The organism is Pseudomonas syringae group sp. 26L6 (genome assembly GCF_032587815.1).
Classification (GTDB): Bacteria; Pseudomonadota; Gammaproteobacteria; order Pseudomonadales; family Pseudomonadaceae; genus Aquipseudomonas; species Aquipseudomonas amygdali.
The window spans coordinates 1-24,535 of sequence record NZ_JAWHPJ010000011.1 but is presented as its reverse complement, the minus strand read 5'-3'; the positions used below and the strand labels follow the sequence as shown (position 1 = coordinate 24,535).

At 54.9% G+C, this 24,535-nt stretch carries 26 protein-coding genes and 4 tRNA genes; all 30 read right to left on the bottom strand.

The genetic code is table 11. The features are described 5' to 3' along the window. Positions 1 to 4: 4 nt before the first annotated feature. The 30 genes from rpsQ to birA all read right to left on the bottom strand — a co-directional run bounded on the left by rpsQ (position 5) and on the right by birA (position 24,384). Positions 5 to 271, bottom strand: a complete 267-nt coding sequence (gene rpsQ / locus RYA97_RS04965) for a 30S ribosomal protein S17 (RefSeq protein WP_002555480.1) — start codon at positions 269 to 271, stop codon at positions 5 to 7. Positions 272 to 273: 2 nt separating this feature from the next. Continuing rightward, on the bottom strand, positions 274 to 465 hold the full coding sequence (gene rpmC, locus RYA97_RS04960; protein WP_002555481.1) for a 50S ribosomal protein L29: 192 nt from the start codon (positions 463 to 465) through the stop codon (positions 274 to 276). Then, complete coding sequence (gene rplP / locus RYA97_RS04955; protein WP_002555482.1) at positions 465 to 878, bottom strand: 50S ribosomal protein L16; 414 nt, start codon at positions 876 to 878, stop codon at positions 465 to 467. Before rplP ends, rpmC begins: the two co-directional genes overlap by 1 nt. Before the next feature lie 12 nt (positions 879 to 890). Further along, entirely contained in the window at positions 891 to 1,577 is a 687-nt protein-coding gene (gene rpsC, locus RYA97_RS04950) for a 30S ribosomal protein S3 (protein WP_003176422.1), read from the bottom strand. Between the two features lie 13 nt (positions 1,578 to 1,590). Then, positions 1,591 to 1,923, bottom strand: coding sequence for a 50S ribosomal protein L22 (rplV, locus tag RYA97_RS04945; RefSeq protein WP_002555485.1), 333 nt, complete (start codon positions 1,921 to 1,923; stop codon positions 1,591 to 1,593). A gap of 13 nt (positions 1,924 to 1,936) precedes the next feature. Next, positions 1,937 to 2,212 carry a 30S ribosomal protein S19 gene (gene rpsS, locus RYA97_RS04940; RefSeq protein WP_002555486.1) on the bottom strand — a complete coding sequence of 92 codons (276 nt, stop codon included), beginning with the start codon at positions 2,210 to 2,212 and terminating at the stop codon, positions 1,937 to 1,939. Positions 2,213 to 2,228: 16 nt separating this feature from the next. Continuing rightward, positions 2,229 to 3,053 (bottom strand): 50S ribosomal protein L2, encoded by an 825-nt coding sequence (rplB, locus tag RYA97_RS04935; RefSeq protein WP_003317104.1) that lies wholly within the window; start codon positions 3,051 to 3,053, stop codon positions 2,229 to 2,231. Positions 3,054 to 3,067: 14 nt separating this feature from the next. Then, entirely contained in the window at positions 3,068 to 3,367 is a 300-nt protein-coding gene (gene rplW, locus RYA97_RS04930) for a 50S ribosomal protein L23 (protein WP_002555488.1), read from the bottom strand. Continuing rightward, positions 3,364 to 3,966: a 50S ribosomal protein L4 gene (gene rplD, locus RYA97_RS04925; protein WP_002555489.1), complete on the bottom strand. Its 603-nt coding sequence runs from the start codon at positions 3,964 to 3,966 to the stop codon at positions 3,364 to 3,366. Before rplD ends, rplW begins: the two co-directional genes overlap by 4 nt. Positions 3,967 to 3,978: 12 nt before the next feature. Further along, positions 3,979 to 4,614, bottom strand: a complete 636-nt coding sequence (gene rplC, locus RYA97_RS04920) for a 50S ribosomal protein L3 (protein WP_002555490.1) — start codon at positions 4,612 to 4,614, stop codon at positions 3,979 to 3,981. Positions 4,615 to 4,695: 81 nt separating this feature from the next. Next, entirely contained in the window at positions 4,696 to 5,007 is a 312-nt protein-coding gene (gene rpsJ, locus RYA97_RS04915) for a 30S ribosomal protein S10 (RefSeq protein ID WP_002555491.1), read from the bottom strand. A gap of 141 nt (positions 5,008 to 5,148) precedes the next feature. Then, the gene (gene tuf / locus RYA97_RS04910) at positions 5,149 to 6,342 is read right to left on the bottom strand and encodes an elongation factor Tu (protein WP_003369027.1); all 1,194 of its coding nucleotides are present in this window, start codon (positions 6,340 to 6,342) and stop codon (positions 5,149 to 5,151) included. 31 nt (positions 6,343 to 6,373) lie between these two features. Beyond that, the gene (gene fusA / locus RYA97_RS04905) at positions 6,374 to 8,479 is read right to left on the bottom strand and encodes an elongation factor G (RefSeq protein WP_004666356.1); all 2,106 of its coding nucleotides are present in this window, start codon (positions 8,477 to 8,479) and stop codon (positions 6,374 to 6,376) included. 30 nt (positions 8,480 to 8,509) lie between these two features. Continuing rightward, entirely contained in the window at positions 8,510 to 8,980 is a 471-nt protein-coding gene (rpsG, locus tag RYA97_RS04900; RefSeq protein ID WP_002555493.1) for a 30S ribosomal protein S7, read from the bottom strand. Between the two features lie 122 nt (positions 8,981 to 9,102). Further along, positions 9,103 to 9,474 carry a 30S ribosomal protein S12 gene (gene rpsL / locus RYA97_RS04895; protein ID WP_002555494.1) on the bottom strand — a complete coding sequence of 124 codons (372 nt, stop codon included), beginning with the start codon at positions 9,472 to 9,474 and terminating at the stop codon, positions 9,103 to 9,105. Between the two features lie 198 nt (positions 9,475 to 9,672). Next, positions 9,673 to 13,872: a DNA-directed RNA polymerase subunit beta' gene (rpoC, locus tag RYA97_RS04890; RefSeq protein ID WP_117139730.1), complete on the bottom strand. Its 4,200-nt coding sequence runs from the start codon at positions 13,870 to 13,872 to the stop codon at positions 9,673 to 9,675. Between the two features lie 64 nt (positions 13,873 to 13,936). Beyond that, positions 13,937 to 18,010 (bottom strand): DNA-directed RNA polymerase subunit beta, encoded by a 4,074-nt coding sequence (gene rpoB, locus RYA97_RS04885; RefSeq protein ID WP_024659930.1) that lies wholly within the window; start codon positions 18,008 to 18,010, stop codon positions 13,937 to 13,939. 221 nt (positions 18,011 to 18,231) lie between these two features. Then, a complete protein-coding gene (rplL, locus tag RYA97_RS04880; protein WP_002555497.1) occupies positions 18,232 to 18,597 on the bottom strand; it encodes a 50S ribosomal protein L7/L12 in 366 nt (121 codons plus the stop codon). A gap of 79 nt (positions 18,598 to 18,676) precedes the next feature. Next, on the bottom strand, positions 18,677 to 19,177 hold the full coding sequence (rplJ, locus tag RYA97_RS04875) for a 50S ribosomal protein L10 (RefSeq protein WP_002555498.1): 501 nt from the start codon (positions 19,175 to 19,177) through the stop codon (positions 18,677 to 18,679). 201 nt (positions 19,178 to 19,378) lie between these two features. Then, positions 19,379 to 20,074, bottom strand: a complete 696-nt coding sequence (gene rplA, locus RYA97_RS04870) for a 50S ribosomal protein L1 (protein WP_002555499.1) — start codon at positions 20,072 to 20,074, stop codon at positions 19,379 to 19,381. Beyond that, positions 20,074 to 20,505 (bottom strand): 50S ribosomal protein L11, encoded by a 432-nt coding sequence (gene rplK / locus RYA97_RS04865; protein WP_002555500.1) that lies wholly within the window; start codon positions 20,503 to 20,505, stop codon positions 20,074 to 20,076. The genes rplA and rplK overlap by 1 nt, the downstream gene beginning before the upstream one ends. 118 nt (positions 20,506 to 20,623) lie before the next feature. After that, positions 20,624 to 21,157, bottom strand: a complete 534-nt coding sequence (gene nusG, locus RYA97_RS04860; RefSeq protein ID WP_002555501.1) for a transcription termination/antitermination protein NusG — start codon at positions 21,155 to 21,157, stop codon at positions 20,624 to 20,626. Positions 21,158 to 21,166: 9 nt separating this feature from the next. Beyond that, positions 21,167 to 21,535, bottom strand: a complete 369-nt coding sequence (secE, locus tag RYA97_RS04855) for a preprotein translocase subunit SecE (RefSeq protein ID WP_002555502.1) — start codon at positions 21,533 to 21,535, stop codon at positions 21,167 to 21,169. A 46-nt stretch (positions 21,536 to 21,581) separates the two neighbouring features. After that, positions 21,582 to 21,657 (bottom strand) — tRNA-Trp (locus tag RYA97_RS04850). Positions 21,658 to 21,822: 165 nt separating this feature from the next. Further along, positions 21,823 to 21,898: transfer RNA gene (locus RYA97_RS04845), tRNA-Thr, on the bottom strand. A 26-nt stretch (positions 21,899 to 21,924) separates the two neighbouring features. Next, a tRNA-Gly gene (locus RYA97_RS04840) sits at positions 21,925 to 21,998 on the bottom strand. A 24-nt stretch (positions 21,999 to 22,022) separates the two neighbouring features. Then, positions 22,023 to 22,107, bottom strand: a tRNA-Tyr gene (locus RYA97_RS04835). A 142-nt stretch (positions 22,108 to 22,249) separates the two neighbouring features. Continuing rightward, positions 22,250 to 22,678: a hypothetical protein gene (locus RYA97_RS04830; protein ID WP_005745989.1), complete on the bottom strand. Its 429-nt coding sequence runs from the start codon at positions 22,676 to 22,678 to the stop codon at positions 22,250 to 22,252. A gap of 7 nt (positions 22,679 to 22,685) precedes the next feature. Further along, positions 22,686 to 23,435 carry a pantothenate kinase gene (locus RYA97_RS04825; protein WP_016982029.1) on the bottom strand — a complete coding sequence of 250 codons (750 nt, stop codon included), beginning with the start codon at positions 23,433 to 23,435 and terminating at the stop codon, positions 22,686 to 22,688. After that, positions 23,425 to 24,384 (bottom strand): bifunctional biotin--[acetyl-CoA-carboxylase] ligase/biotin operon repressor BirA, encoded by a 960-nt coding sequence (birA, locus tag RYA97_RS04820; protein WP_005781957.1) that lies wholly within the window; start codon positions 24,382 to 24,384, stop codon positions 23,425 to 23,427. Before birA ends, RYA97_RS04825 begins: the two co-directional genes overlap by 11 nt. Between the last annotated feature and the right edge of the window lie 151 nt (positions 24,385 to 24,535).

Below are 24,535 nucleotides of genomic sequence, written 5' to 3'. Positions count from 1 at the left end.
GCCCTTAGACTTCCACAGCGCGTTCGAGGATATCAACCAACGCCCAAGACTTGGTCTTGGCTACCGGACGAGTTTCACGAATCGTGACCTTGTCGCCGATATGGCATTGGTTGGTTTCGTCGTGCGCGTGCAGCTTAGTCGAACGCTTAACGTATTTACCGTAGATCGGGTGCTTTACGCGACGCTCGATCAGAACGGTGATGGTCTTGTCCATCTTGTCGCTGACAACACGGCCAGTCAGCGTACGGACAGTTTTTTCGGCTTCAGCCATGATTACTTACCTGCCTGCTGGTTGAGCACAGTTTTCACGCGAGCGATGTCACGCTTAACTTGCGAGAGCAGATGAGACTGCCCCAACTGGCCAGTTGCTTTCTGCATACGCAGATTGAACTGGTCGCGCAGCAGGCCGAGCAGTTGCTCGTTCAGCTGCTGTGCTGATTTTTCACGAAGTTCATTCGCTTTCATCACATCACCGTCCGCTTAACAAAGGAGGTGGCGAGCGGCAGCTTTGCAGCAGCCAGGGCGAAAGCCTCACGCGCCAGCTCTTCAGTAACACCCTCGATTTCATACAGGACTTTGCCTGGCTGAATCTGGGCAACCCAGTACTCCACGTTACCCTTACCTTTACCCATCCGAACTTCGAGTGGCTTTTTGGTAACAGGCTTGTCCGGGAACACACGGATCCAGATCTTGCCGCCACGTTTAACGTGACGGGTCAGAGCACGACGCGCTGACTCGATCTGACGAGCGGTGAGACGACCACGAGCAACAGACTTCAGCGCGAACTCGCCGAAGCTGACTTTGCTACCGCGCAGTGCCAGACCACGGTTGTGGCCGGTCATCTGCTTGCGGAACTTCGTACGCTTTGGTTGCAACATTTGGCGTACCCCTTACTTAGCAGCTTTTTTACGAGGCGCTGGTGCTTGTGGTTTCAGTTCTTCTTGGCGACCACCAATTACTTCGCCTTTGAAGATCCAAACCTTTACACCGATCACACCGTAAGTGGTGTGAGCTTCGTAGTTGGCATAGTCGATGTCGGCACGCAGGGTGTGCAGTGGCACACGACCTTCGCGATACCATTCAGTACGTGCGATTTCAGCACCGCCGAGACGACCGCTCACTTGGATTTTGATGCCTTTGGCACCAATGCGCATGGCGTTCTGAACAGCGCGCTTCATAGCGCGACGGAACATTACACGACGCTCCAGCTGCTGAGCTACGCTCTGCGCAACCAGCATACCGTCGAGCTCCGGCTTACGGATCTCTTCGATATTGATGTGCACAGGCACACCCATTTGCTTGGTCAGGTCCTGACGCAGTTTCTCAACATCTTCACCTTTCTTCCCGATAACGATACCTGGACGAGCGGTGTGGATGGTGATACGTGCTGTCTGAGCCGGACGATGGATATCGATACGGCTGACGGACGCGCTTTTTAATTTGTCTTGGAGGTACTCACGCACTTTCAGATCAGCGAACAAATAGTCCGCATAAGTCCGACCGTCTGCGTACCAGACGGAGGTGTGCTCCTTGACGATTCCCAGGCGAATGCCAATGGGATGTACTTTCTGACCCATCTCTTCGACTCCGTTACTTGTCAGCAACCTTGACAGTGATATGGCAAGACCGCTTGACGATGCGATCAGCACGGCCTTTAGCACGTGGCATGATGCGCTTCAGCGAACGCCCTTCGTTGACGAAAACGGTGGAGACCTTAAGGTCATCAACGTCTGCGCCTTCGTTATGCTCGGCGTTGGCTACAGCCGACTCCAGCACTTTCTTCAGGATCTCGGCGGCTTTCTTACTGCTGAAAGCCAACAGGTTGAGCGCTTCGCCCACCTTCTTCCCGCGGATCTGGTCGGCGACCAAGCGGGCTTTCTGGGCGGAGATTCGAGCGCCCGACAACTTAGCGGCTACTTCCATCGTTCCTTACCCCTTAACGCTTGGCTTTCTTGTCTGCCACGTGCCCACGATATGTGCGGGTACCGGCAAACTCGCCTAGTTTATGGCCGACCATGTCTTCGTTCACGAGAACTGGAACATGTTGACGACCGTTATGCACTGCAATGGTCAGACCGACCATTTGTGGCAGGATCATCGAACGACGCGACCAGGTTTTAACTGGTTTGCGATCGTTCTTTTCCGCCGCCACTTCGATCTTCTTCAGTAGGTGAAGATCAATAAAAGGACCTTTTTTCAGAGAACGTGGCACTGTCGTATCCCTCTATTTACTTGCGACGACGGACGATCATTTTGTCGGTACGCTTATTACCACGAGTCTTCGCGCCCTTAGTCGGGAAGCCCCACGGCGATACCGGATGACGACCACCAGAGGTACGACCTTCACCACCACCATGTGGGTGGTCAACCGGGTTCATGGCAACACCACGAACGGTTGGGCGAACGCCACGCCAGCGTTTGGCACCAGCTTTACCCAGCGAACGAAGGCTGTGCTCGGAGTTCGAGACTTCGCCCAGCGTTGCACGGCATTCAGACAGTACTTTACGCATTTCACCGGAGCGAAGACGCAGGGTTACGTACACGCCTTCACGAGCGATCAGCTGTGCCGAGGCACCAGCGGAGCGAGCGATCTGTGCGCCTTTACCTGGCTTCAGTTCGATGCCGTGTACGGTGCTACCAACTGGAATGTTGCGCAGTTGAAGAGCGTTGCCCGGCTTGATTGGCGCCAGAGCACCTGCAATCAGCTGGTCGCCAGCACTCACGCCTTTAGGGGCGATGATGTAGCGGCGCTCGCCGTCTGCGTAAAGCAGCAGAGCAATGTGAGCAGTACGGTTTGGATCGTATTCGATACGCTCGACGGTGGCAGCGATGCCATCCTTGTCGTTGCGACGGAAGTCGACCAGACGATAATGCTGCTTATGGCCACCACCGATATGACGGGTAGTAATACGACCATTGTTGTTACGACCACCAGACTTCGATTTTTTCTCGAGCAGCGGTGCGTGAGGAGCGCCTTTATGCAGCTCCTGGTTGACCACCTTGACCACAAAACGGCGGCCAGGGGAAGTCGGTTTGCATTTAACGATTGCCATGATGCACCCCTTCCTTACTCAGCACTGCTGCTGAAATCGAGATCTTGGCCTGGCTGAAGGGAGATAACTGCCTTCTTCCAGTCATTACGCTTGCCCAGACCGCGAGCAGTGCGCTTGCTCTTACCCAGAACGTTCAGGGTAGTAACACGCTCTACTTTCACGCTGAACAGGCTTTCGACGGCCTTCTTGATTTCCAGCTTGGTTGCGTCAGTAGCAACCTTGAAAACGAACTGACCTTTTTTGTCTGCAAGAACCGTAGCCTTTTCGGAAACGTGCGGGCCAAGCAGAACTTTAAATACGCGTTCCTGGTTCATCCCAGCAGCTCCTCGAATTTCTTCACGGCCGACACGGTGATCAACACCTTGTCGTATGCGATCAGACTAACTGGATCGGAACCTTGAACATCACGTACATCAACGTGTGGCAGGTTACGAGCAGCCAGGTACAGATTCTGGTCAACAGCGTCAGACACGATCAGGACGTCAGTCAGGCCCATGCCAGTCAGCTTGTTCAGCAGATCTTTGGTTTTCGGTGCTTCAACAGCGAAGTCCTGAACCACGACCAGACGATCAGTACGAACCAGTTCAGCAAGGATGGAGCGCAAAGCAGCGCGATACATCTTCTTGTTGAGCTTCTGAGTGTGATCCTGAGGACGAGCTGCGAAAGTGGTACCGCCGCCACGCCAGATTGGGCTACGGATAGTACCGGCACGAGCACGGCCAGTACCTTTCTGACGCCAAGGGCGCTTACCGCCACCACGAACGTCGGAACGGGTCTTTTGCTGCTTGCTGCCCTGACGACCGCCAGCCATGTAGGCCACGACTGCCTGGTGAACCAGCGTCTCGTTGAATTCGCCGCCAAATGTCAGTTCGGAAACTTCGATTGCCTGAGCGTCATTTACATTTAATTGCATGTCAGCTTCCCCTTAACCGCGAGCCTTGGCTGCCGGACGTACAACCAGGTTGCCGCCAGTAGCGCCAGGAACAGCACCCTTGACCAACAACAGATTGCGTTCAGCGTCCACGCGCACTACTTCCAAGGACTGCACGGTCACGCGCTCAGCGCCCATATGACCGGACATTTTTTTGCCCTTGAATACACGACCAGGAGTCTGGCACTGGCCGATAGAGCCTGGGACGCGGTGGGAGACGGAGTTACCGTGGGTATTGTCTTGACCACGGAAATTCCAACGCTTGATCGTACCCTGGAAGCCTTTACCCTTGGACTGACCGGTTACATCAACCAGTTGACCAGCGGCGAAGATTTCAGCGTTGATCTGATCGCCAGCCTGGTAGTCGCCTTCTTCAAGACGGAATTCCATGACAGTACGACCGGCGGCAACGTTCGCCTTAGCGAAGTGGCCAGCCTGAGCGGCTGTAACACGCGAAGCGCGACGCTCGCCGACAGTGACTTGCACTGCACGATAGCCATCGGTTTCTTCGGTTTTGAACTGAGTGACGCGATTCGGCTCGATCTCAATGACCGTGACCGGAATGGAGACACCTTCTTCGGTGAAAATACGGGTCATACCGCATTTACGACCGACTACACCAATAGTCATGTTGTAAACCTCATGAGTGTACGGGGCTTTCACCCGCTATGGCCGCCCATTTCAGAGCGTTACACGACTAAGACCCAAGTCTTAGCCGAGGCTGATCTGAACTTCCACACCGGCCGCAAGATCAAGCTTCATAAGCGCATCAACGGTTTTTTCCGTTGGCTGAACAATGTCCAGAACACGCTTGTGAGTACGGATCTCATACTGGTCGCGCGCGTCTTTGTTGACGTGCGGAGAAACCAGAACGGTGAACCGCTCTTTACGAGTCGGCAGTGGAATCGGACCACGCACCTGTGCACCAGTACGTTTCGCGGTTTCCACGATTTCCTGGGTTGATTGGTCGATCAGGCGATGGTCAAAAGCCTTCAACCTGATACGGATTTGCTGGTTTTGCATTGGATTCAGACTCCAGATTGCTGTTCCCACCGAGCGCAATACGCCCGTTAAAAGGAGGCGCAATTCTATAGACGACCTCACTAGGTGTCAACCCAATAAAAAAGCCCCCGCGTTGCGGGGGCTCTTTTTGGGAATCAACGCTTACGCGATGATTTTGGCCACGACGCCAGCGCCGACGGTACGACCGCCTTCACGGATTGCGAAACGCAGACCATCTTCCATTGCGATTGGCTTGATCAGGGTAACGGAAACTTTAACGTTATCACCTGGCATAACCATTTCTACGCCTTCCGGCAGTTCGCAGCTACCAGTTACGTCGGTAGTACGGAAGTAGAACTGTGGACGGTAGCCTTTGAAGAACGGAGTGTGACGACCGCCTTCTTCTTTGCTCAGAACGTAGATTTCAGCTTCGAACTGAGTGTGCGGCTTGACGGTGCCTGGCTTGACCAGAACCTGGCCACGCTCAACGTCGTCACGCTTGGTACCACGCAGCAGAACGCCGCAGTTCTCGCCAGCACGACCTTCGTCGAGCAACTTACGGAACATTTCAACACCGGTGCAGGTGGTGACGGTAGTGTCACGCAGACCAACGATTTCCAGTGGATCCTGAACCTTGACGATACCGCGCTCAATACGACCAGTCACAACAGTACCGCGACCGGAGATCGAGAACACGTCTTCGATTGGCATCAGGAACGGCTTGTCGGTCAGACGAACTGGTTCTGGAATGTAGGAGTCCAGTGTTTCAACCAGTTTACGAACGGCAGTGGTGCCCATTTCGTTGTCGTCTTTACCTTCCAGAGCCATACGAGCAGAACCGATGATGATCGGAGTGTCGTCGCCTGGGAAGTCGTAAGTGCTCAGCAGATCGCGCACTTCCATCTCAACCAGTTCCAGCAGCTCAGCGTCGTCTACCAGGTCAGCCTTGTTCAGGAAAACCACGATGTACGGAACGCCAACCTGACGGGACAGCAGGATGTGCTCACGGGTTTGTGGCATCGGACCATCAGCGGCCGAACAAACCAGAATCGCGCCGTCCATCTGGGCAGCACCGGTGATCATGTTCTTCACGTAGTCAGCGTGACCTGGGCAGTCAACGTGAGCGTAGTGACGGATCAACGATTTGTATTCAACGTGCGCGGTATTGATGGTAATACCACGAGCTTTCTCTTCCGGTGCGCTGTCGATCTTGTCGAATTCAACAGCAGCCGAACCGAAAACTTCGGAGCAGACGCGAGTCAGAGCAGCGGTCAGCGTGGTTTTACCGTGGTCAACGTGACCAATGGTGCCAACGTTGACGTGCGGGAGGGAACGATCAAATTTTTCTTTAGCCACGACAAATAACTCCTAGCCTAAAGGCGCTGAATCAGCCTTGTTTTTTGGTTACAGTTTCGACGATGTGCGACGGAGCTGTATTGTATTTTTTGAATTCCATAGAGTAGCTTGCGCGACCCTGAGACATGGAGCGAACGTCGGTCGCATAACCGAACATCTCACCCAACGGAACCTCGGCACGAATTACTTTGCCGGAAACCGTATCTTCCATACCCAGGATCATGCCGCGACGGCGGTTAAGGTCGCCCATCACGTCACCCATATAGTCTTCAGGCGTAACAACCTCTACCGCCATGATCGGCTCAAGCAACTCACCACCGCCCTTCTGGGCCAGTTGCTTGGTCGCCATGGAAGCAGCCACCTTAAACGCCATCTCGTTCGAGTCGACGTCATGGTAGGAACCATCAAACACGGTAGCCTTCAGGCCGATCAGCGGATAGCCGGCAACAACGCCGTTCTTCATCTGCTCTTCGATACCCTTCTGGATAGCCGGGATGTATTCCTTGGGAACAACACCACCTACCACTTCGTTTACGAATTGCAGACCTTCCTGACCTTCGTCAGCAGGTGCAAAACGGATCCAGCAGTGACCGAACTGGCCACGACCGCCGGATTGACGAACGAACTTGCCTTCGATTTCACAATTCTTCGTGATGCGCTCACGATAGGAAACCTGAGGCTTGCCGATGTTGGCTTCGACGTTGAACTCACGGCGCATCCGGTCAACCAGGATGTCCAGGTGCAGCTCGCCCATGCCAGAGATGATCGTTTGACCAGTCTCTTCATCAGTCTTGACGCGGAAAGAAGGGTCTTCCTGAGCAAGTTTGCCCAGAGCGATACCCATTTTTTCCTGGTCATCCTTGGTTTTTGGCTCAACGGCAACCGAAATAACCGGCTCCGGGAAGTCCATGCGAACCAGGATGATTGGCTTGTCAGCGTTGCACAAGGTTTCACCAGTGGTGACGTCCTTCATGCCGATCAAGGCCGCGATGTCACCAGCGCGAACTTCCTTGATTTCTTCGCGGGCGTTTGCGTGCATTTGCACCATACGACCCACACGCTCTTTCTTGCCTTTCACCGAGTTGATCACGCCGTCGCCGGATGCCAACACGCCCGAGTAAACGCGGACGAAAGTCAAGGTACCCACGAATGGGTCGGTAGCGATCTTGAACGCCAAAGCCGAGAACGGCTCGTTGTCGTCTGCATGACGCTCCATCAGGACTTCTTCGTTATCAGGATCGGAACCCTTGATAGCTGGAATGTCGGTCGGAGCCGGCAGGTAGTCGATCACGGCGTCGAGAACCAGGGGAACACCCTTGTTCTTGAAGGAAGAACCGCAAACAGCAAGAACGATCTCACCAGCGATAGTACGCTGACGCAGAGCGGCCTTGATTTCCTCGTTGGTGAGCTCTTCACCTTCGAGGTACTTGTTCATCAGCTCTTCGCTGGCTTCGGCAGCAGCCTCAACCATGTTGCTGCGCCACTCGTCAGCCAGTTCCTGCAGTTCAGCAGGGATAGGCTCACGACGTGGAACCATACCCTTGTCGGCATCATTCCAGTAAACAGCTTCCATGGACATCAGATCGATCTGACCCTGGAAGTTGTCCTCGGCACCAATGGCCAACTGAATCGGCACCGGGGTGTGGCCCAGACGCTGCTTGATCTGAGCGATCACGCGCAGAAAGTTTGCACCAGCACGGTCCATCTTGTTCACGTAAACGATACGTGGAACACCGTACTTGTTGGCCTGACGCCATACGGTTTCGGACTGCGGCTCTACACCGGAAGTGCCACAGAACACAACGACCGCGCCGTCGAGTACACGCAGGGAACGCTCAACTTCAATGGTGAAGTCAACGTGGCCCGGGGTGTCAATAACGTTGAAACGGTATTGGTCTTTGTGTTGCTTCTCGGAACCCTGCCAAAAGGCAGTAATAGCAGCAGAAGTAATGGTAATACCACGCTCCTGCTCCTGAACCATCCAGTCCGTGGTCGCGGCGCCGTCATGCACCTCGCCCATTTTGTGGCTTTTGCCGGTGTAAAAAAGGACGCGCTCGGTGGTGGTGGTTTTACCAGCATCCACGTGAGCAACGATACCAATGTTACGGTAGCGGCCAATCGGAGTAGTACGAGCCATAAAGCCCTCGCAAAATTAGTGACGCTGAAATTAGAAGCGGTAGTGCGAGAAAGCCTTGTTGGCCTCAGCCATACGGTGCACGTCTTCACGCTTCTTGACCGCAGCACCTTTACCTTCGGCGGCGTCCAGCAGTTCGCCAGCCAAACGCAGCGCCATTGACTTCTCACCGCGCTTGCGCGCGAAGTCTACCAGCCAACGCATTGCCAGAGCATTACGACGGGACGGACGAACTTCGACAGGAACCTGGTAAGTGGCACCGCCTACACGGCGCGACTTTACTTCGACCAGCGGAGCGATGGCGTCGAGAGCTTTCTCGAAGATTTCCAGGGGGTCGCTGTTCTTGCGTTCTTTAACCTTTTCCAGCGCGCCATAAACGATACGCTCGGCAACGGCTTTCTTGCCGCTTTCCATAACGTGGTTCATGAACTTGGCCAGGATCTGGCTGCCGTATTTTGGATCGTCAAGCACTTCGCGCTTGGCTGCTACGCGTCTTCTTGGCATGGATAAGCCCTCAAACGGTCTTCAGGTTAGCTCGGGACCACCATCCTGCAAGGGATGCGCCCGACCTTACTCTTATCGACTCAGAAAAATAGAAATCTGCAATTTCACACAGAAGCCAAAAACTACTTAGGCTTCTTGGTACCGTATTTCGAGCGACCCTGGTTCCGGCCTTTAACGCCGGAAGTATCCAGAGAACCACGAACGGTGTGATAACGAACACCTGGCAAGTCTTTTACACGACCGCCACGGATCAGTACCACGCTGTGCTCTTGCAGGTTGTGACCTTCACCACCGATGTACGAGGAAACCTCGAAACCGTTGGTCAGGCGCACACGGCAGACTTTACGCAATGCCGAGTTAGGTTTTTTCGGCGTGGTGGTATACACACGAGTGCACACACCGCGACGTTGCGGGCAGTTCTGCAGCGCAGGCACGTCGGATTTCTCGACGATACGCTTACGCGGCTGACGTACCAGCTGGTTGATAGTTGCCATCTACTAGCTCCACTGTTGTCTTGCGACGCTATTGTCTTACAAGAAAAGCAAATGACAGGGCACAAGCCCCGCCAAATTTAGGGGTACAAGAGTCTAAAGAGGATCCCGCCCCCAGTCAAGACAAAGCCCCGACATCCTCAAGAGGCAAACGACACGAAAACGTGCTGTCTGCCAGATGAAAATGCCGAGGCTTTAGTCTCAATTACCGCTGGAGTTCAACGCTTCAGTCAGAGCGGCTTCTACTTCGCTCGCGCTGACACGGGTCGGTTTGTCCATTTCACGACGACGCTTGCGCTCGCTGTGATAAGCCAGACCGGTACCGGCCGGGATCAGACGACCCACAACCACGTTTTCCTTCAGGCCGCGCAGATAATCGCGCTTGCCAGTCACAGCCGCCTCGGTCAGCACGCGGGTTGTCTCCTGGAAGGAGGCCGCGGAGATGAACGACTCGGTGGACAGCGATGCCTTGGTGATACCCAGCAACACGCGAGTGAACTTGGAGACAAACTTGTCTTCCGTGCTCAGACGCTCGTTTTCTACCAGTACGTGAGTCAATTCCATCTGGTCGCCCTTGATGAAACTGGAATCGCCAGACTCGGCAATTTCAACCTTGCGCAGCATCTGACGCAGAATCGTCTCGATGTGCTTGTCGTTGATCTTCACGCCTTGCAGACGGTATACATCCTGAATCTCGTTGACGATGTACTTGGCCAGCGCACTCACACCCAGCAGACGCAGGATGTCGTGTGGATCGCTAGGACCGTCGGAGATAACTTCGCCGCGGTTCACTTGTTCGCCTTCGAAGACGTTCAGGTGACGCCACTTCGGAATCAGCTCTTCGTACGGATCGCTACCGTCGTTCGGGGTAATGACCAGACGGCGCTTGCCCTTGGTCTCTTTACCGAATGCGATGGTACCGCTGACTTCTGCAAGGATCGACGCCTCTTTCGGACGACGGGCTTCGAACAGGTCGGCAACACGTGGCAGACCACCGGTGATGTCACGAGTCTTCGAAGTTTCCTGCGGAATACGAGCGATAACATCACCGATCGCGATCTGCGCACCGTCAGCCACACCGACCAGGGCGTTGGCCGGCAGGAAGTACTGAGCAGGTACGTCAGTACCCGGCAACAGCAGATCCTTGCCATCCAGACCGACCATCTTCACAGCGGGACGGATGTCCTTGCCGGCAGCCGGACGGTCTTTGGCGTCAAGCACTTCAATGTTGGTCATACCGGTCAATTCGTCTGTCTGACGCTTGATCGTGATGCCTTCTTCCATGCCGACGTAGGTAACAGTACCTTTCATCTCGGTGACGATTGGGTGAGTGTGCGGATCCCACTTGGCCACGATCGAACCAGCGTCGACCTTGTCGCCTTCCTTCACCGAAATCACTGCACCGTATGGCAGCTTGTAACGCTCACGCTCGCGACCGAAGTCATCAGCGATGGCCAGTTCACCGGAGCGGGATACCGCAACCAGGTGACCGTCAACACGCTCAACGTGCTTCAGGTTGTGAAGACGGACAGTACCGCCATTCTTCACCTGAACGCTGTCGGCTGCCGAGGTCCGGCTTGCCGCACCACCAATGTGGAACGTACGCATTGTCAGCTGGGTACCCGGCTCACCGATCGACTGTGCAGCGATTACGCCGACAGCTTCACCGATGTTAACCTGGTGACCGCGAGCCAGGTCGCGACCGTAGCACTTGGCACAGATGCCGTAGCGCGTTTCACAGCTGATTGGCGAGCGAACGATCACTTCGTCGATGCTGTTCAGCTCGATGAACTCGACCCACTTCTCGTCTACCAGTGTGCCAGCAGGAACGATGACCTCTTCTGTGCCCGGCTTGAACACGTCACGGGCGATAACTCGACCCAGTACGCGCTCACCCAGCGGCTCTACAACGTCACCGCCTTCAATGTGCGGAGTCATCAGCAGACCGTGCTCGGTACCGCAATCCACCTCGGTAACGACCAGATCCTGAGCAACGTCTACCAGACGGCGAGTCAGATAACCGGAGTTAGCGGTTTTCAGTGCGGTATCCGCAAGACCCTTACGAGCACCGTGAGTGGAGATGAAGTACTGAAGTACGCTCAAACCTTCACGGAAGTTCGCAGTGATCGGCGTTTCGATGATGGAGCCGTCAGGCTTGGCCATCAGACCACGCATACCAGCCAACTGACGAATCTGGGCAGCAGAACCACGCGCACCGGAGTCAGCCATCATGTACATCGAGTTGAAGGATTCCTGGTCAACTTCGACGCCATGACGATCGATGACCTTCTCTTTCGAGAGGTTCGACATCATTGCCTTGGACACTTCGTCGTTGGCCTTGGACCAGAGGTCGATCACCTTGTTGTACTTCTCGCCCTGGGTTACCAGGCCGGAGGCGTACTGACTTTCGATCTCTTTAACTTCTTCGGTGGCCGCGTCGATGATGCGAGCTTTTTCATCCGGGATAACGAAGTCGTTAACGCCGATGGAAACACCCGAAATGGTCGAGTAGGCAAAACCGGTGTACATCAACTGGTCAGCGAAGATCACGGTCTCTTTCAAACCAACCACGCGGTAGCACTGGTTGATCAGCTTGGAGATCGCCTTCTTCTTCATGGGCTGGTTGACGACGTCGTAGGACAGGCCGGCCGGAACCACCTGGAACAGCAGCGCACGGCCGACAGTGGTGTCGACGATACGGGTGTTCTTGACGCTGCCACCGTCACGGTCGTTGACCGTTTCGTGGATACGAACCTTGACCTTGGCATGCAGAGCCGCTTCGCCGGCGCGGAATACGCGGTCGACTTCCTGCAGGTCCGCAAACACACGACCTTCGCCCTTGGCGTTGATCGCTTCACGAGTCATGTAATACAGACCCAGTACAACGTCCTGCGAAGGAACGATGATTGGCTCACCGTTGGCTGGCGACAGAATGTTGTTGGTAGACATCATCAGTGCGCGCGCTTCGAGCTGAGCTTCCAGCGTCAAGGGTACGTGAACGGCCATCTGGTCGCCGTCGAAGTCGGCGTTGTACGCAGCACAGACCAGCGGGTGCAGCTGAATAGCCTTACCTTCGATCAGTACTGGTTCAAACGCCTGGATGCCCAGACGGTGAAGAGTTGGCGCGCGGTTCAGAAGCACCGGGTGTTCGCGAATTACTTCAGCAAGAACGTCCCAGACCTCTGGCAGCTCGCGCTCGACCATCTTCTTGGCAGCTTTGATGGTCGTGGCCAGGCCACGCATTTCCAGCTTGCCGAAGATGAACGGCTTGAACAGCTCGAGAGCCATTTTTTTCGGCAGACCGCACTGGTGCAGACGCAGGGTCGGACCTACGGTAATTACCGAACGGCCCGAGTAGTCAACGCGCTTACCGAGCAAGTTCTGACGGAAACGACCCTGCTTACCCTTGATCATGTCAGCCAGGGACTTCAGAGGACGCTTGTTCGAACCCGTGATCGCACGACCGCGACGACCGTTGTCGAGCAGCGCATCGACCGCTTCCTGCAGCATGCGCTTTTCGTTGCGCACGATGATGTCGGGAGCAGACAGATCCAGCAGACGCTTCAGACGGTTGTTACGGTTGATCACTCGACGATACAGATCGTTGAGGTCGGACGTCGCGAAACGGCCACCGTCAAGCGGAACCAGAGGACGCAGATCTGGCGGCAGAACCGGCAGAACGGTCAGCACCATCCACTCAGGGAGGTTGCCGGAACCCTGGAAGGCTTCCATCAGCTTCAGACGCTTGGACAGCTTCTTGATTTTGGTTTCGGAATTGGTTTGCGGAATTTCTTCACGCAGGCGGCCAATTTCGTGCTCCAGATCAATAGCGTGCAGCAGTTCACGGACAGCCTCGGCACCCATGCGGGCGTCGAAGTCATCACCGAACTCTTCGAGGGCTTCGAAGTATTGCTCGTCGTTCAGCAGCTGACCTTTTTCAAGGGTAGTCATGCCTGGATCGATAACGACATAGCTCTCGAAGTAGAGAACGCGCTCGATATCACGCAGGGTCATGTCCATCAGCAAGCCGATACGGGACGGCAGCGACTTCAGGAACCAGATGTGCGCAACCGGCGAAGCCAGCTCGATGTGAGCCATGCGCTCGCGACGAACCTTGGCCAGTGCTACTTCAACACCGCATTTTTCGCAGATGACACCGCGGTGCTTCAGGCGCTTGTACTTACCGCACAGGCACTCGTAATCTTTTACCGGGCCAAAGATCTTGGCGCAGAACAGACCGTCACGCTCAGGCTTGAACGTACGGTAGTTGATGGTTTCCGGCTTTTTAACTTCACCGAACGACCAAGAGCGGATCATCTCAGGCGATGCAAGTCCGATACGGATTGCGTCGAACTCTTCGACTTGACCCTGGTTTTTCAGCAAATTCAGTAGGTCTTTCAAGGCTTTTCCTCCTGGCGGAGCAGGGAGCAGGCAATACCGCCCTGCCCCCGATTCGCGTCACGTGTTATTCGGTTTCCAGATCGATATCGATACCGAGCGAACGGATTTCTTTGATCAACACGTTGAAAGACTCGGGCATGCCCGGCTCCATACGGTGATCGCCGTCCACGATGTTTTTGTACATCTTGGTACGACCGTTCACATCGTCCGACTTCACTGTGAGCATTTCCTGCAGAGTGTACGCCGCGCCGTATGCTTCCAGCGCCCACACTTCCATCTCCCCGAAACGCTGACCACCGAACTGTGCCTTACCACCCAGCGGCTGCTGGGTAACCAGGCTGTACGAACCAGTGGAACGCGCGTGCATCTTGTCGTCCACCAAGTGGTTCAGCTTCAGCATGTACATGTAGCCAACCGTTACAGCACGTTCAAACTTGTTGCCGGTACGACCGTCGAACAGCTGCATCTGGCCGCTTTCCGGCATATCTGCCAGCTTGAGCATTGCCTTGATTTCGCTTTCCTTGGCACCGTCGAAAACCGGGGTAGCCATCGGTACGCCGTTACGCAGGTTCTTCGCGAGGTCCAGAATCTCGTTGTCGGTGAGGTCTTCCAGAGACTCCTGACGACCACCGATTTCGTTATAGATCTCGTTTAGGAACTTACGCAGCTCAGCAACTTTACGCTGCTCTTCAAGCATGCGGTTGATCTTCTCGCCCAGACCTTTGGCCGCGAGGCCCAGGTGAGTTTCGAGAATCTGACCAACGTTCATACGCGAAGGTACGCCCAGCGGGTTGAGGACGATATCCACCGGCGTGCCATTGGCATCGTGCGGCATGTCTTCAACCGGCATGATCACGGAGACCACACCCTTGTTACCGTGACGACCGGCCATCTTGTCGCCCGGCTGGATGCGACGACGGATTGCCAGGTAGACCTTGACGATTTTCAGAACGCCTGGAGCCAGGTCATCGCCTTGCTGCAGTTTGCGTTTCTTGTCTTCGAACTTGTCATCCAGAAGACGGCGACGATCAACGATGTAGGCCTGAGCTTTCTCAAGCTGCTCATTCAGAGCATCTTCAGCCATGCGCAGTTTGAACCACTGACCATGCTCAAGACCATCAAGCACTTCGTTGGTGATTTCCTGACCTTTCTTGAGGCCAGCACCGCCTTCGGCTATACGACCCACCAGCGCAGAGCGCAGACGTTCGAAAGTAGCGCCTTCGACAATACGGAACTCTTCGTTCAGATCCTTACGGATCTCGTCGAGTTGCGACTTCTCGATGGACAGGGCACGCGCATCACGCTCGACGCCATCACGGGTGAAGACCTGAACGTCAATGACAGTACCCTTGGTGCCGGTCGGCACGCGCAGGGAAGTATCTTTAACGTCGCTTGCTTTCTCACCGAAAATCGCGCGCAACAGTTTTTCCTCCGGAGTCAGCTGGGTCTCGCCTTTCGGAGTGACCTTGCCCACCAGGATGTCGCCGGCGCCAACTTCGGCACCTACATAAACAATACCGGCTTCGTCCAGCTTGTTCAGAGCCGCTTCACCCACGTTCGGGATGTCGGCGGTGATCTCTTCAGGCCCAAGCTTGGTGTCACGAGCCACACAGGTCAGTTCCTGAATGTGGATCGTTGTGAAGCGGTCTTCTTGAACTACACGCTCGGAGAGGCAGATGGAGTCTTCGAAGTTGAAACCGTTCCAGGCCATGAACGCGATGCGCATGTTCTGACCCAGAGCCAGCTCACCCATATCGGTGGACGGACCGTCGGCCATGATGTCGCTACGCTGAACACGGTCACCCTTGCTGACCAGCGGACGCTGGTTGATGCAGGTGTTCTGGTTCGAACGGGTGTATTTGGTCAGGTTGTAGATATCTACACCTGCTTCACCTGTTTCTACTTCGTCATCGGCAACGCGAACAACGATACGGCTGGCGTCGACAGAGTCGATCACGCCGCCACGACGAGCCACGACGCAAACGCCGGAGTCGCGAGCAACGTTGCGCTCCATGCCAGTACCTACCAGCGGCTTGTCGGCACGCAGGGTCGGTACAGCCTGACGCTGCATGTTCGAACCCATCAATGCGCGGTTGGCGTCATCGTGCTCGAGGAACGGGATCAGCGATGCGGCTACCGACACAACCTGCTTGGGCGAAACGTCCATCAGGGTGACATCGGCTGGTGCCTTGACGGTGAATTCGTTCAAGTGACGCACAGCAACCAGCTCGTCGATCAGCTCTTGCTTGTCGTTCATTGCAGCCGAAGCCTGAGCAATGACGTGGTCCGCTTCTTCGATCGCCGAAAGGAAGACGATTTCTTCGGTGACCAGACCTTCCTTGACCACACGGTACGGGCTCTCGAGGAAGCCGTACTGGTTGGTGCGGGCATAGGCCGCCAGGGAGTTGATCAGACCGATGTTCGGACCTTCAGGCGTCTCGATCGGGCAAACACGGCCGTAGTGAGTCGGGTGAACGTCTCGAACTTCAAAGCCAGCACGCTCACGAGTCAGACCGCCAGGGCCGAGTGCAGAAACACGGCGCTTGTGAGTGATCTCGGACAGCGGGTTGTTCTGGTCCATGAACTGGGAAAGCTGGCTGGAACCGAAGAATTCCTTGACCGCCGCCGCAACAGGCTTGGCGTTGATCAGGTCCTGAGGCATCAGGCCTTCGCTTTCTGCCATGGACAGGCGCTCTTTGACAGCGCGCTCGACACGGACCAGACCAACACGGAACTGGTTCTCGGCCATCTCGCCAACGCAACGAACGCGACGGTTACCGAGGTGGTCGATGTCATCGACGATGCCTTTGCCGTTACGGATATCAACGAGGGTCTTGAGGACCGCTACGATGTCTTCCTTGCACAGCACGCCCGAGCCTTCGATTTCGGTACGACCGATACGACGGTTGAACTTCATCCGGCCTACAGCAGACAGGTCGTAACGCTCAGGACTGAAGAACAGGTTGTTGAACAGTGTTTCAGCGGCATCCTTGGTTGGCGGCTCGCCAGGACGCATCATGCGATAGATCTCGACCAGCGCTTCCAGTTGGTTGCTGGTGGAGTCGATCTTCAGCGTGTCAGAGACGAACGGACCGCAGTCGATGTCGTTGGTGTACAACGTTTCGATGCGAACGACCTGAGCCTTCGCGATCTTGGCCAGGATTTCAGTGTTCAGCTCGGTGTTGCACTCGGCAATGATCTCACCGGTTGCCGGATGCACAATGACCTTGGCAGTAGTACGACCCAGGACGTAGTCCAGAGGTACTTCCAGCTCTTTGATCCCGGCTTTTTCCAGCTGGTTGATGTGACGAGCGGTAATACGGCGACCCTGCTCGACAATGACCTTGCCCTTGTCGTCCAGAATATCCAGAACGGCAATTTCACCACGCAGGCGCTGAGGCACCAGTTCCAGGCTCAGATTTTCGCCGCGCACATGGAATACGTTGGTGGTGTAGAAAGCATCGAGCACTTGCTCGGTGGTATAACCCAGAGCGCGCAGAAGTACGGATGCAGGCAGCTTGCGACGACGGTCGATACGGACGAATACGCAGTCTTTCGGATCGAACTCGAAGTCCAGCCACGAACCGCGGTAAGGAATGATACGAGCGGAGTAAAGCAGCTTACCGGAGCTGTGCGTCTTGCCACGGTCGTGGTCGAAGAATACGCCAGGCGAGCGGTGAAGCTGAGACACGATAACGCGCTCGGTGCCATTGATTACAAAGGTACCGTTTTCAGTCATCAGGGGGATTTCACCCATGTAGACTTCTTGCTCTTTGATGTCCTTGATCGCTTTGTTCGACGATTCTTTGTCGAAAATGATCAGACGGACCTTGACCCGCAGAGGTACTGCGTAAGTCACACCGCGCAGCACGCATTCCTTGACATCAAATGCCGGTTCGCCCAAGCGATAACCTACATACTCCAGCGCAGCATTGCCGGAGTAGCTGATGATCGGGAAAACGGATTTGAAGGCTGCATGCAGACCGACGTCGCGGAACTGATCTTTGGTCGCTCCCGCCTGCAGGAATTCGCGATACGAATCCAGCTGGATGGCCAAGAGATACGGCACATCCATTACGTCCGGCAACTTGCTAAAGTCCTTGCGGATACGTTTTTTCTCAGTATATGAGTAAGCCATCAGCGTTCCCCAGCTTGGTCACCTGCTTGTTTGGCTCCCTCCCGACGGAAGCAGCCAGAAAATCTTGCAAACCCCTTGGTTTGCGCCACCGCCATCGGTGGATACAGCACATTACAAACGTTGACAGCGCCAATCGTCTATAACGGAAAAAGGCCGGTGGCAAAAGCCACCAGCCATCAGCCTTTCGCTAATCGCGTGGGCTGGACACTCAAAGTCGATGCTTATTTCAGCTCGACTTTAGCGCCTGCTTCTTCCAGAGTAGCTTTGGCTTTGTCAGCTGCGTCTTTGGCAACAGCTTCCAGAACCATTGCTGGCGCGCCGTCAACGACTGCCTTGGCTTCTTTCAGGCCCAGACCGGTCAGTTCACGTACTGCCTTGATCACGTTAACTTTCTTCTCGCCAGCTTCCAGCAGCATGACGTTGAATTCAGTTTGTTCTTCAACAACAGCAGCAGCAACAGCTGGACCAGCCGAACCGGCAGCAGCGGTAACGCCGAACTTCTCTTCGAACGCCTTGATCAGCTCTACAACCTGCAGAACGGACATTTCAGCTACGGCGTTAAGGATATCGTCTTGAGAGATGGACATGACTCAATTTCCTGAATTGGGGGACGGCCTACGCGACCATCAAAATAAACAAAAATACGCGAAAAGATCTGACTCAGCCTTAGGCTGCAGCTGCTTCTTTTTGGTCGCGAACAGCCGCCAGAGTACGAGCCAACTTGCTGGTAGCGCCTTGAATCACGCTCATCAGCTGAGAAATTGCTTCGTTACGGGTCGGCAGGCTTGCCAGTACATCGATCTGATTAGCTGCGAGGAACTTGCCCTCGAACGCAGCTGCCTTGATCTCGAACTTGTCCTGACCTTTGGCGAATTCCTTGAACAGACGGGCAGCAGCGCCAGGATGTTCGTTGGAGAACGCAATCAAGGTCGGGCCAGTGAACACGTCGTTGAGGACACTGAATTCAGTGTCAGCAACAGCGCGCTTGAGCAGGGTGTTACGTACAACACGTACGTAAACGCCAGCTTCACGAGCCTCTTTACGGAGTCCGGTCATAGCGCCGACCGTCACACCACGGGCATCAGCCACGACAGCGGACAGACCAGCTTTGGCAGCCTCGTTGACTTCAGCGACGATGGCCTTCTTGTCTTCGAGTTTAATTGCCACGGGTTTAACTCCTGCTTGTTACCGTTTCATCCGACCGGAGTCAGATGTCGTTTTGGTGTCTGATTCGGTAAGGAACCGGGAGCACCATCTGCGTAGGCTTGAGGTTTAAGACTTGCGTCGCCTACGGTCTTGGATAGCCCCCGCCAGGCAGGGACCCCAATCTTTCAAACGGTACGGCGTCAAAACCGCACCGCTTCTGTCTTACGCTTCCAACGAACCCTGGTCGATGACCAGGCCTGGGCCCATAGTGGTGCTCAGGGTGATGCGCTTGACGTAAATACCTTTCGAAGAAGCAGGCTTGATACGCTTAAGGTCAGCGATCAGGGCTTCAACGTTTTCCTTCAGCTTGACAGCGTCGAAACCGACCTTGCCAACGGAAGTGTGGATGATGCCGTTTTTGTCGGTGCGATAACGAACCTGACCAGCCTTGGCGTTCTTGACGGCGTTAGCCACGTCAGGAGTAACGGTGCCGACTTTCGGGTTAGGCATCAGACCACGAGGACCGAGAACCTGACCCAACTGACCCACAACGCGCATTGCGTCCGGGGAAGCGATAACGACGTCATAGTTCAGATCGCCCGCTTTCATTTCAGCAGCCAGATCGTCCATACCAACGCGATCAGCACCGGCAGCCAAAGCAGCTTCAGCAGCAGGGCCCTGGGTGAACACTGCAACGCGTACAGTTTTACCAGTGCCGTGCGGCAGTACGGTAGCGCTACGAACAACCTGGTCGGACTTACGAGGATCGACACCCAGGTTAACAGCAACGTCTACAGACTCGCTGAACTTGACGGTCGACAGCTCGGTCAGCAGGGCTGCGGCGTCTACGAAATTGTAAGACTTACCAGCTTCGATCTTGCTGGCGATTGCCTTTTGACGCTTGGTCAGCTTAGCCATTACACACCCTCCACGTTAAGGCCCATGCTACGAGCGGAACCGGCGATAGTACGCACGGCCGCTTCCATGTCAGCTGCAGTCAGATCCGCGTTTTTTGCTTTAGCGATATCTTCCAGCTGAGCACGAGTCACGGTGCCAACTTTAACGGTGTTCGGGCGAGCCGAGCCGCTGGTCAAGCCTGCAGCTTTCTTCAGCAGAACCGATGCAGGGGTACTTTTTGTTTCGAAAGTGAAGCTACGGTCGCTGTATACAGTGATGATCACTGGAGTCGGCAAGCCTGGCTCAATACCCTGAGTACGGGCGTTGAACGCTTTGCAGAATTCCATGATGTTCACACCGTGCTGACCCAGAGCAGGACCAACTGGCGGGCTTGGGTTAGCCTGAGCGGCTTTCACTTGCAGCTTGATGTATGCGGTTATCTTCTTGGCCATGAGGCACTCCAATTACGGGTTCAAGCGCCAATAAAGGCTCCCCGGTTACTTACGCGTATATCCCAGTGACGAAAAAACCCCACAGCCTTGGGCTGCGGGGTATGGGATTCCAGCTCAGTTATGCCTTTTCGACCTGACTGAACTCTAGCTCTACCGGGGTAGAGCGTCCGAAAATGAGCACCGCCACTTGAATCCGGCTCTTTTCGTAGTTAACTTCTTCAACCGTGCCATTGAAATCGGCGAACGGACCGTCGGTGACACGAACAACCTCACCCGGCTCGAACAGCGTTTTCGGCTTCGGCTTGTCGCTACCGTCAGCAACGCGACGCAGAATTGCTTCTGCCTCTTTGTCAGTGATCGGAGCAGGCTTATCTGCGGTACCGCCGATGAAGCCCATGACACGCGGGGTGTCCTTGACCAAGTGCCAAGTACCCTCATTCATGTCCATCTGAACAAGCACATAACCTGGGAAGAACTTGCGTTCGCTTTTGCGTTTCTGGCCATTACGCATTTCAACCACTTCTTCAGTGGGAACCAGAATTTCGCCGAAGCCATCTTCCATGCCTGCCAGCTTCACACGCTCGATCAACGAGCGCATGACATGCTTCTCGTAACCCGAGTAAGCATGCACTACGTACCAACGCTTAGCCACGGGACACCCTTAGCCAACTATCAAGGAAACAAGCCAGCCGAGCAGGGAATCAAGCCCCCACAACAGCAACGCCATAACCAGCACAACTGCCACAACGATCAACGTGGTTTGAGTGGTTTCTTGGCGAGTAGGCCATACGACTTTACGAATCTCAGCGCGAGCTTCTTTCGCCAAAACGAAGAAGGCTTTACCCTTACCGGTCTGCAGCGCAACAAACGCAGCTGCAGCAGCAATCACAAGGAGAGCAAGAACGCGGTACAGGATCGGCTCAGCAGAATAATACTGATTACCGACAACACCCACGACAACCAAAACGACTACCAGGAGCCACTTCAGCATATCAAAGCGAGAGTCTGATGCTTCAGCCTTGGGATTCATCTACGGAGATCCTGTGAAAAGAAAGCCAGATTACATCTAGGAAATCTGGCAGGTCAGGAGGGAATCGAACCCCCAACCTACGGTTTTGGAGACCGTCGCTCTGCCAATTGAGCTACTGACCTAAAAGCAAAATCAGGCCGACCATTATGCGGACCTGACGAGAGTTTTTCAACACCTTATTCAGGGAGCGCCTTACAGGTGACGCACTCCGAACAAGCTTCAAGCGGATCACGCACAGCGCAACCACCTAAAACAAAGGCAGATATTTTCATATCTGCCTTTAGCAATGGAGCTCTTGAGCGGATTTGAACCGCTGACCTCACCCTTACCAAGGGTGTGCTCTACCAACTGAGCTACAAGAGCAAAACACAATGCATGAACCACAAACCTGGAGCGGGTAGCGGGAATCGAACCCGCATCATCAGCTTGGAAGGCTGAGGTTCTACCACTAAACTATACCCGCGCAATTTGCAGATCGCGCTAAATCTGGTGGAGGGGGAAGGATTCGAACCTTCGAAGTCGTAGACGTCAGATTTACAGTCTGATCCCTTTGGCCGCTCGGGAACCCCTCCTAAGCGAGGCAGCATTCTCAACTCATGCCGCCCTTCTGTCAACCTTTTTCTCAGTAAAAACCTGAGGTTACATGCGTTGACTACTACCACCCCGTTCGCGAGACTTTCACCTCGCTGCGAAGCGGGCGCCATTCTATGTAAACTACTCAGCAGTTGCAATGCCCTCGCACGACATTATTTGATTTTTTAATTGTGGGAAATCCTGACTCAATTGATTGATCACACCTGCCTCCACAAGACGTCGGCTTTCCGGGGCAATCCTTAACCAGTAGGCCGTCGCCCCATTCGTTTGCAGCGACTGAAATTGAGACTGGATATCCAGACTGTTCAAGCGCTGCTCCACCAGGCGAGCATCCTCTTGCCTCGCAAAGCCACCGACATACAGGCACTTCGTGTCGGCATCATGCGACATGCGCCCCGCATCCGACTCACTAAGCAGGCGAATATCCTGCTGGGGAGCGCGATGCAACGACAATGGCATGACCTCTTTAGCCCTGAGCGGAGCCTCCTGCTGATGCCAGAGGTAATAAAAGGCATTAAGCATCAACAGCAGAAGAAATAACCAACGCATAGAGACCTCAACGCAAAGGGCAAGCCAGAGCCAGACCCACGAAGACCAGATCAGGAACAATACGAGCCCCCGGCAGTACATCCGCAACCAGCGCAGCATCCCCGCCAGTCACAAAAATAGCAAAATCGTTGCCCCAGTACCCCTGTGCTATCTCAATCTGAGTCAATGCAAACCCACGAAGCATCAACGAGCAGCCGCGCTCTACAGCCTCTGCAGTTGCACGCCCGGGAACAAGACGGGCAAGGGCTTTTTCAGCCTCTGTGTCGTCATATCTGATGCGACGGGTATGGGTACGCAACTGATTGCGCATCAAGGGCATTCCAGGACAGATAAAGCCACCGAGATGCGCACCACCGGCGCCGACAAAATCAGACGTCACAGCAGTTCCCAGATCAATCACCAGGCACGCGCTTCTGGCGAGATGGTAAGCCCCTACGAAAGCCAGCCAGCGGTCCAGCCCCAGACGCGCGAAGTCGTCATAGCCATTTATCACGCCAGCAAGCTCTTGAGCAGGTTCGGCGCAGACAGGCGCAACGGAAAAGGTGTCAGCCAGCAAAGAGACAAGCCTCGCCGTTTCTTCGGCACTACGCACACTCACCAGACGGCAGTCAGTGAATGATGTGTCAGGCAGATTACTCAAGTGCATCAGCAAGGCAGCATCGGAGTCCACAACGCCGCCGCTAATCACTGCCGCATCGTTCTTCGCAGTTATCCGCCACTTGATGAAGCTGTTGCCACAGTCGAGCTCAAGAATCATCTCGCAACCTCAGGCTGAGCTCGCCACCACTAAAGCTCTTCTCTACCCCATTCACTTCCAAACGCAACGCTCCAAGCGAGTCGACCCCCAACACTACCCCTTCAACTGCCTCAGCGCCTGAAAGCAATCTGACAGCAGCTCCCTGCCACAAATGTCCGCGCTCCCACTCATCCTGAAAAGCCACGAAGCCTTCTTTGCGATGAACTGCCAGAAGAGACTCAAGCTGACTGCTTATAAGGGCTGCAATCCGATTCCGATCAGCAAGGCTGCCCGTTTCGAGTCGAATCGACGTCCATAGCTGATCCACTTCGCTCGATGACCGCATGTTCACGTTCACCCCTATTCCGATGATCACATGACAAACGTCTGCCGGATCCCCAACAAGCTCGAGCAAAATGCCAGCAATCTTCTGTCTTCCGACCAGCACATCATTAGGCCATTTCAGGCCCGCGCCTTGAACCCCAATGTCGCGCAGTACGTTCATCACAGCCAATCCGACCAAAAGGCTGAGACCTTCCAGCTGACGCATTCCACCATCAATGCGCAGGACCAGACTGTAATAAAGGTTCTCGGCAAATGGACTTACCCACTTTCGACCCCGCCTCCCCCTTCCCGAGGTTTGCTGCTCGGCCACCACCAGTAAAGGCATGGGAGCCCCGCGAGCAATCAGACGCGTGGCCTCTGCATTGGTTGAGTCGATAGTGTCGTAAGTGCGTACAGACCAGCTGGCGGGGAATCCGCACTGAGCTATGCCAGCGGGGCTTAAAAGCGAAATAGGCGTTGCCAGTCGATAACCCCGTCCGCGCACTTTATGCACCTCTATGCCCAGGTCAGCTTCAAGCTGCTGAAGCTGCTTCCAGACCGCACTGCGGCTTATGCCGAGGGCATTGCCTAATACCTGTCCAGAATGAAATGCACCATCGGCAAGAAGCTTTAACAAGGTCAGCATTTGGAGTCGCCCGGCAATGAGGCACGCATAATAGCCACGCAGAGGCATGCTGCATAGAAACGAAAACGTATTTTCATGGCAGTTTTTGTGCAGCAGAAAAACAAAAACCCTCAACGCGTAAGCGATGAGGGTTTCTGGAATTTAATCTTGA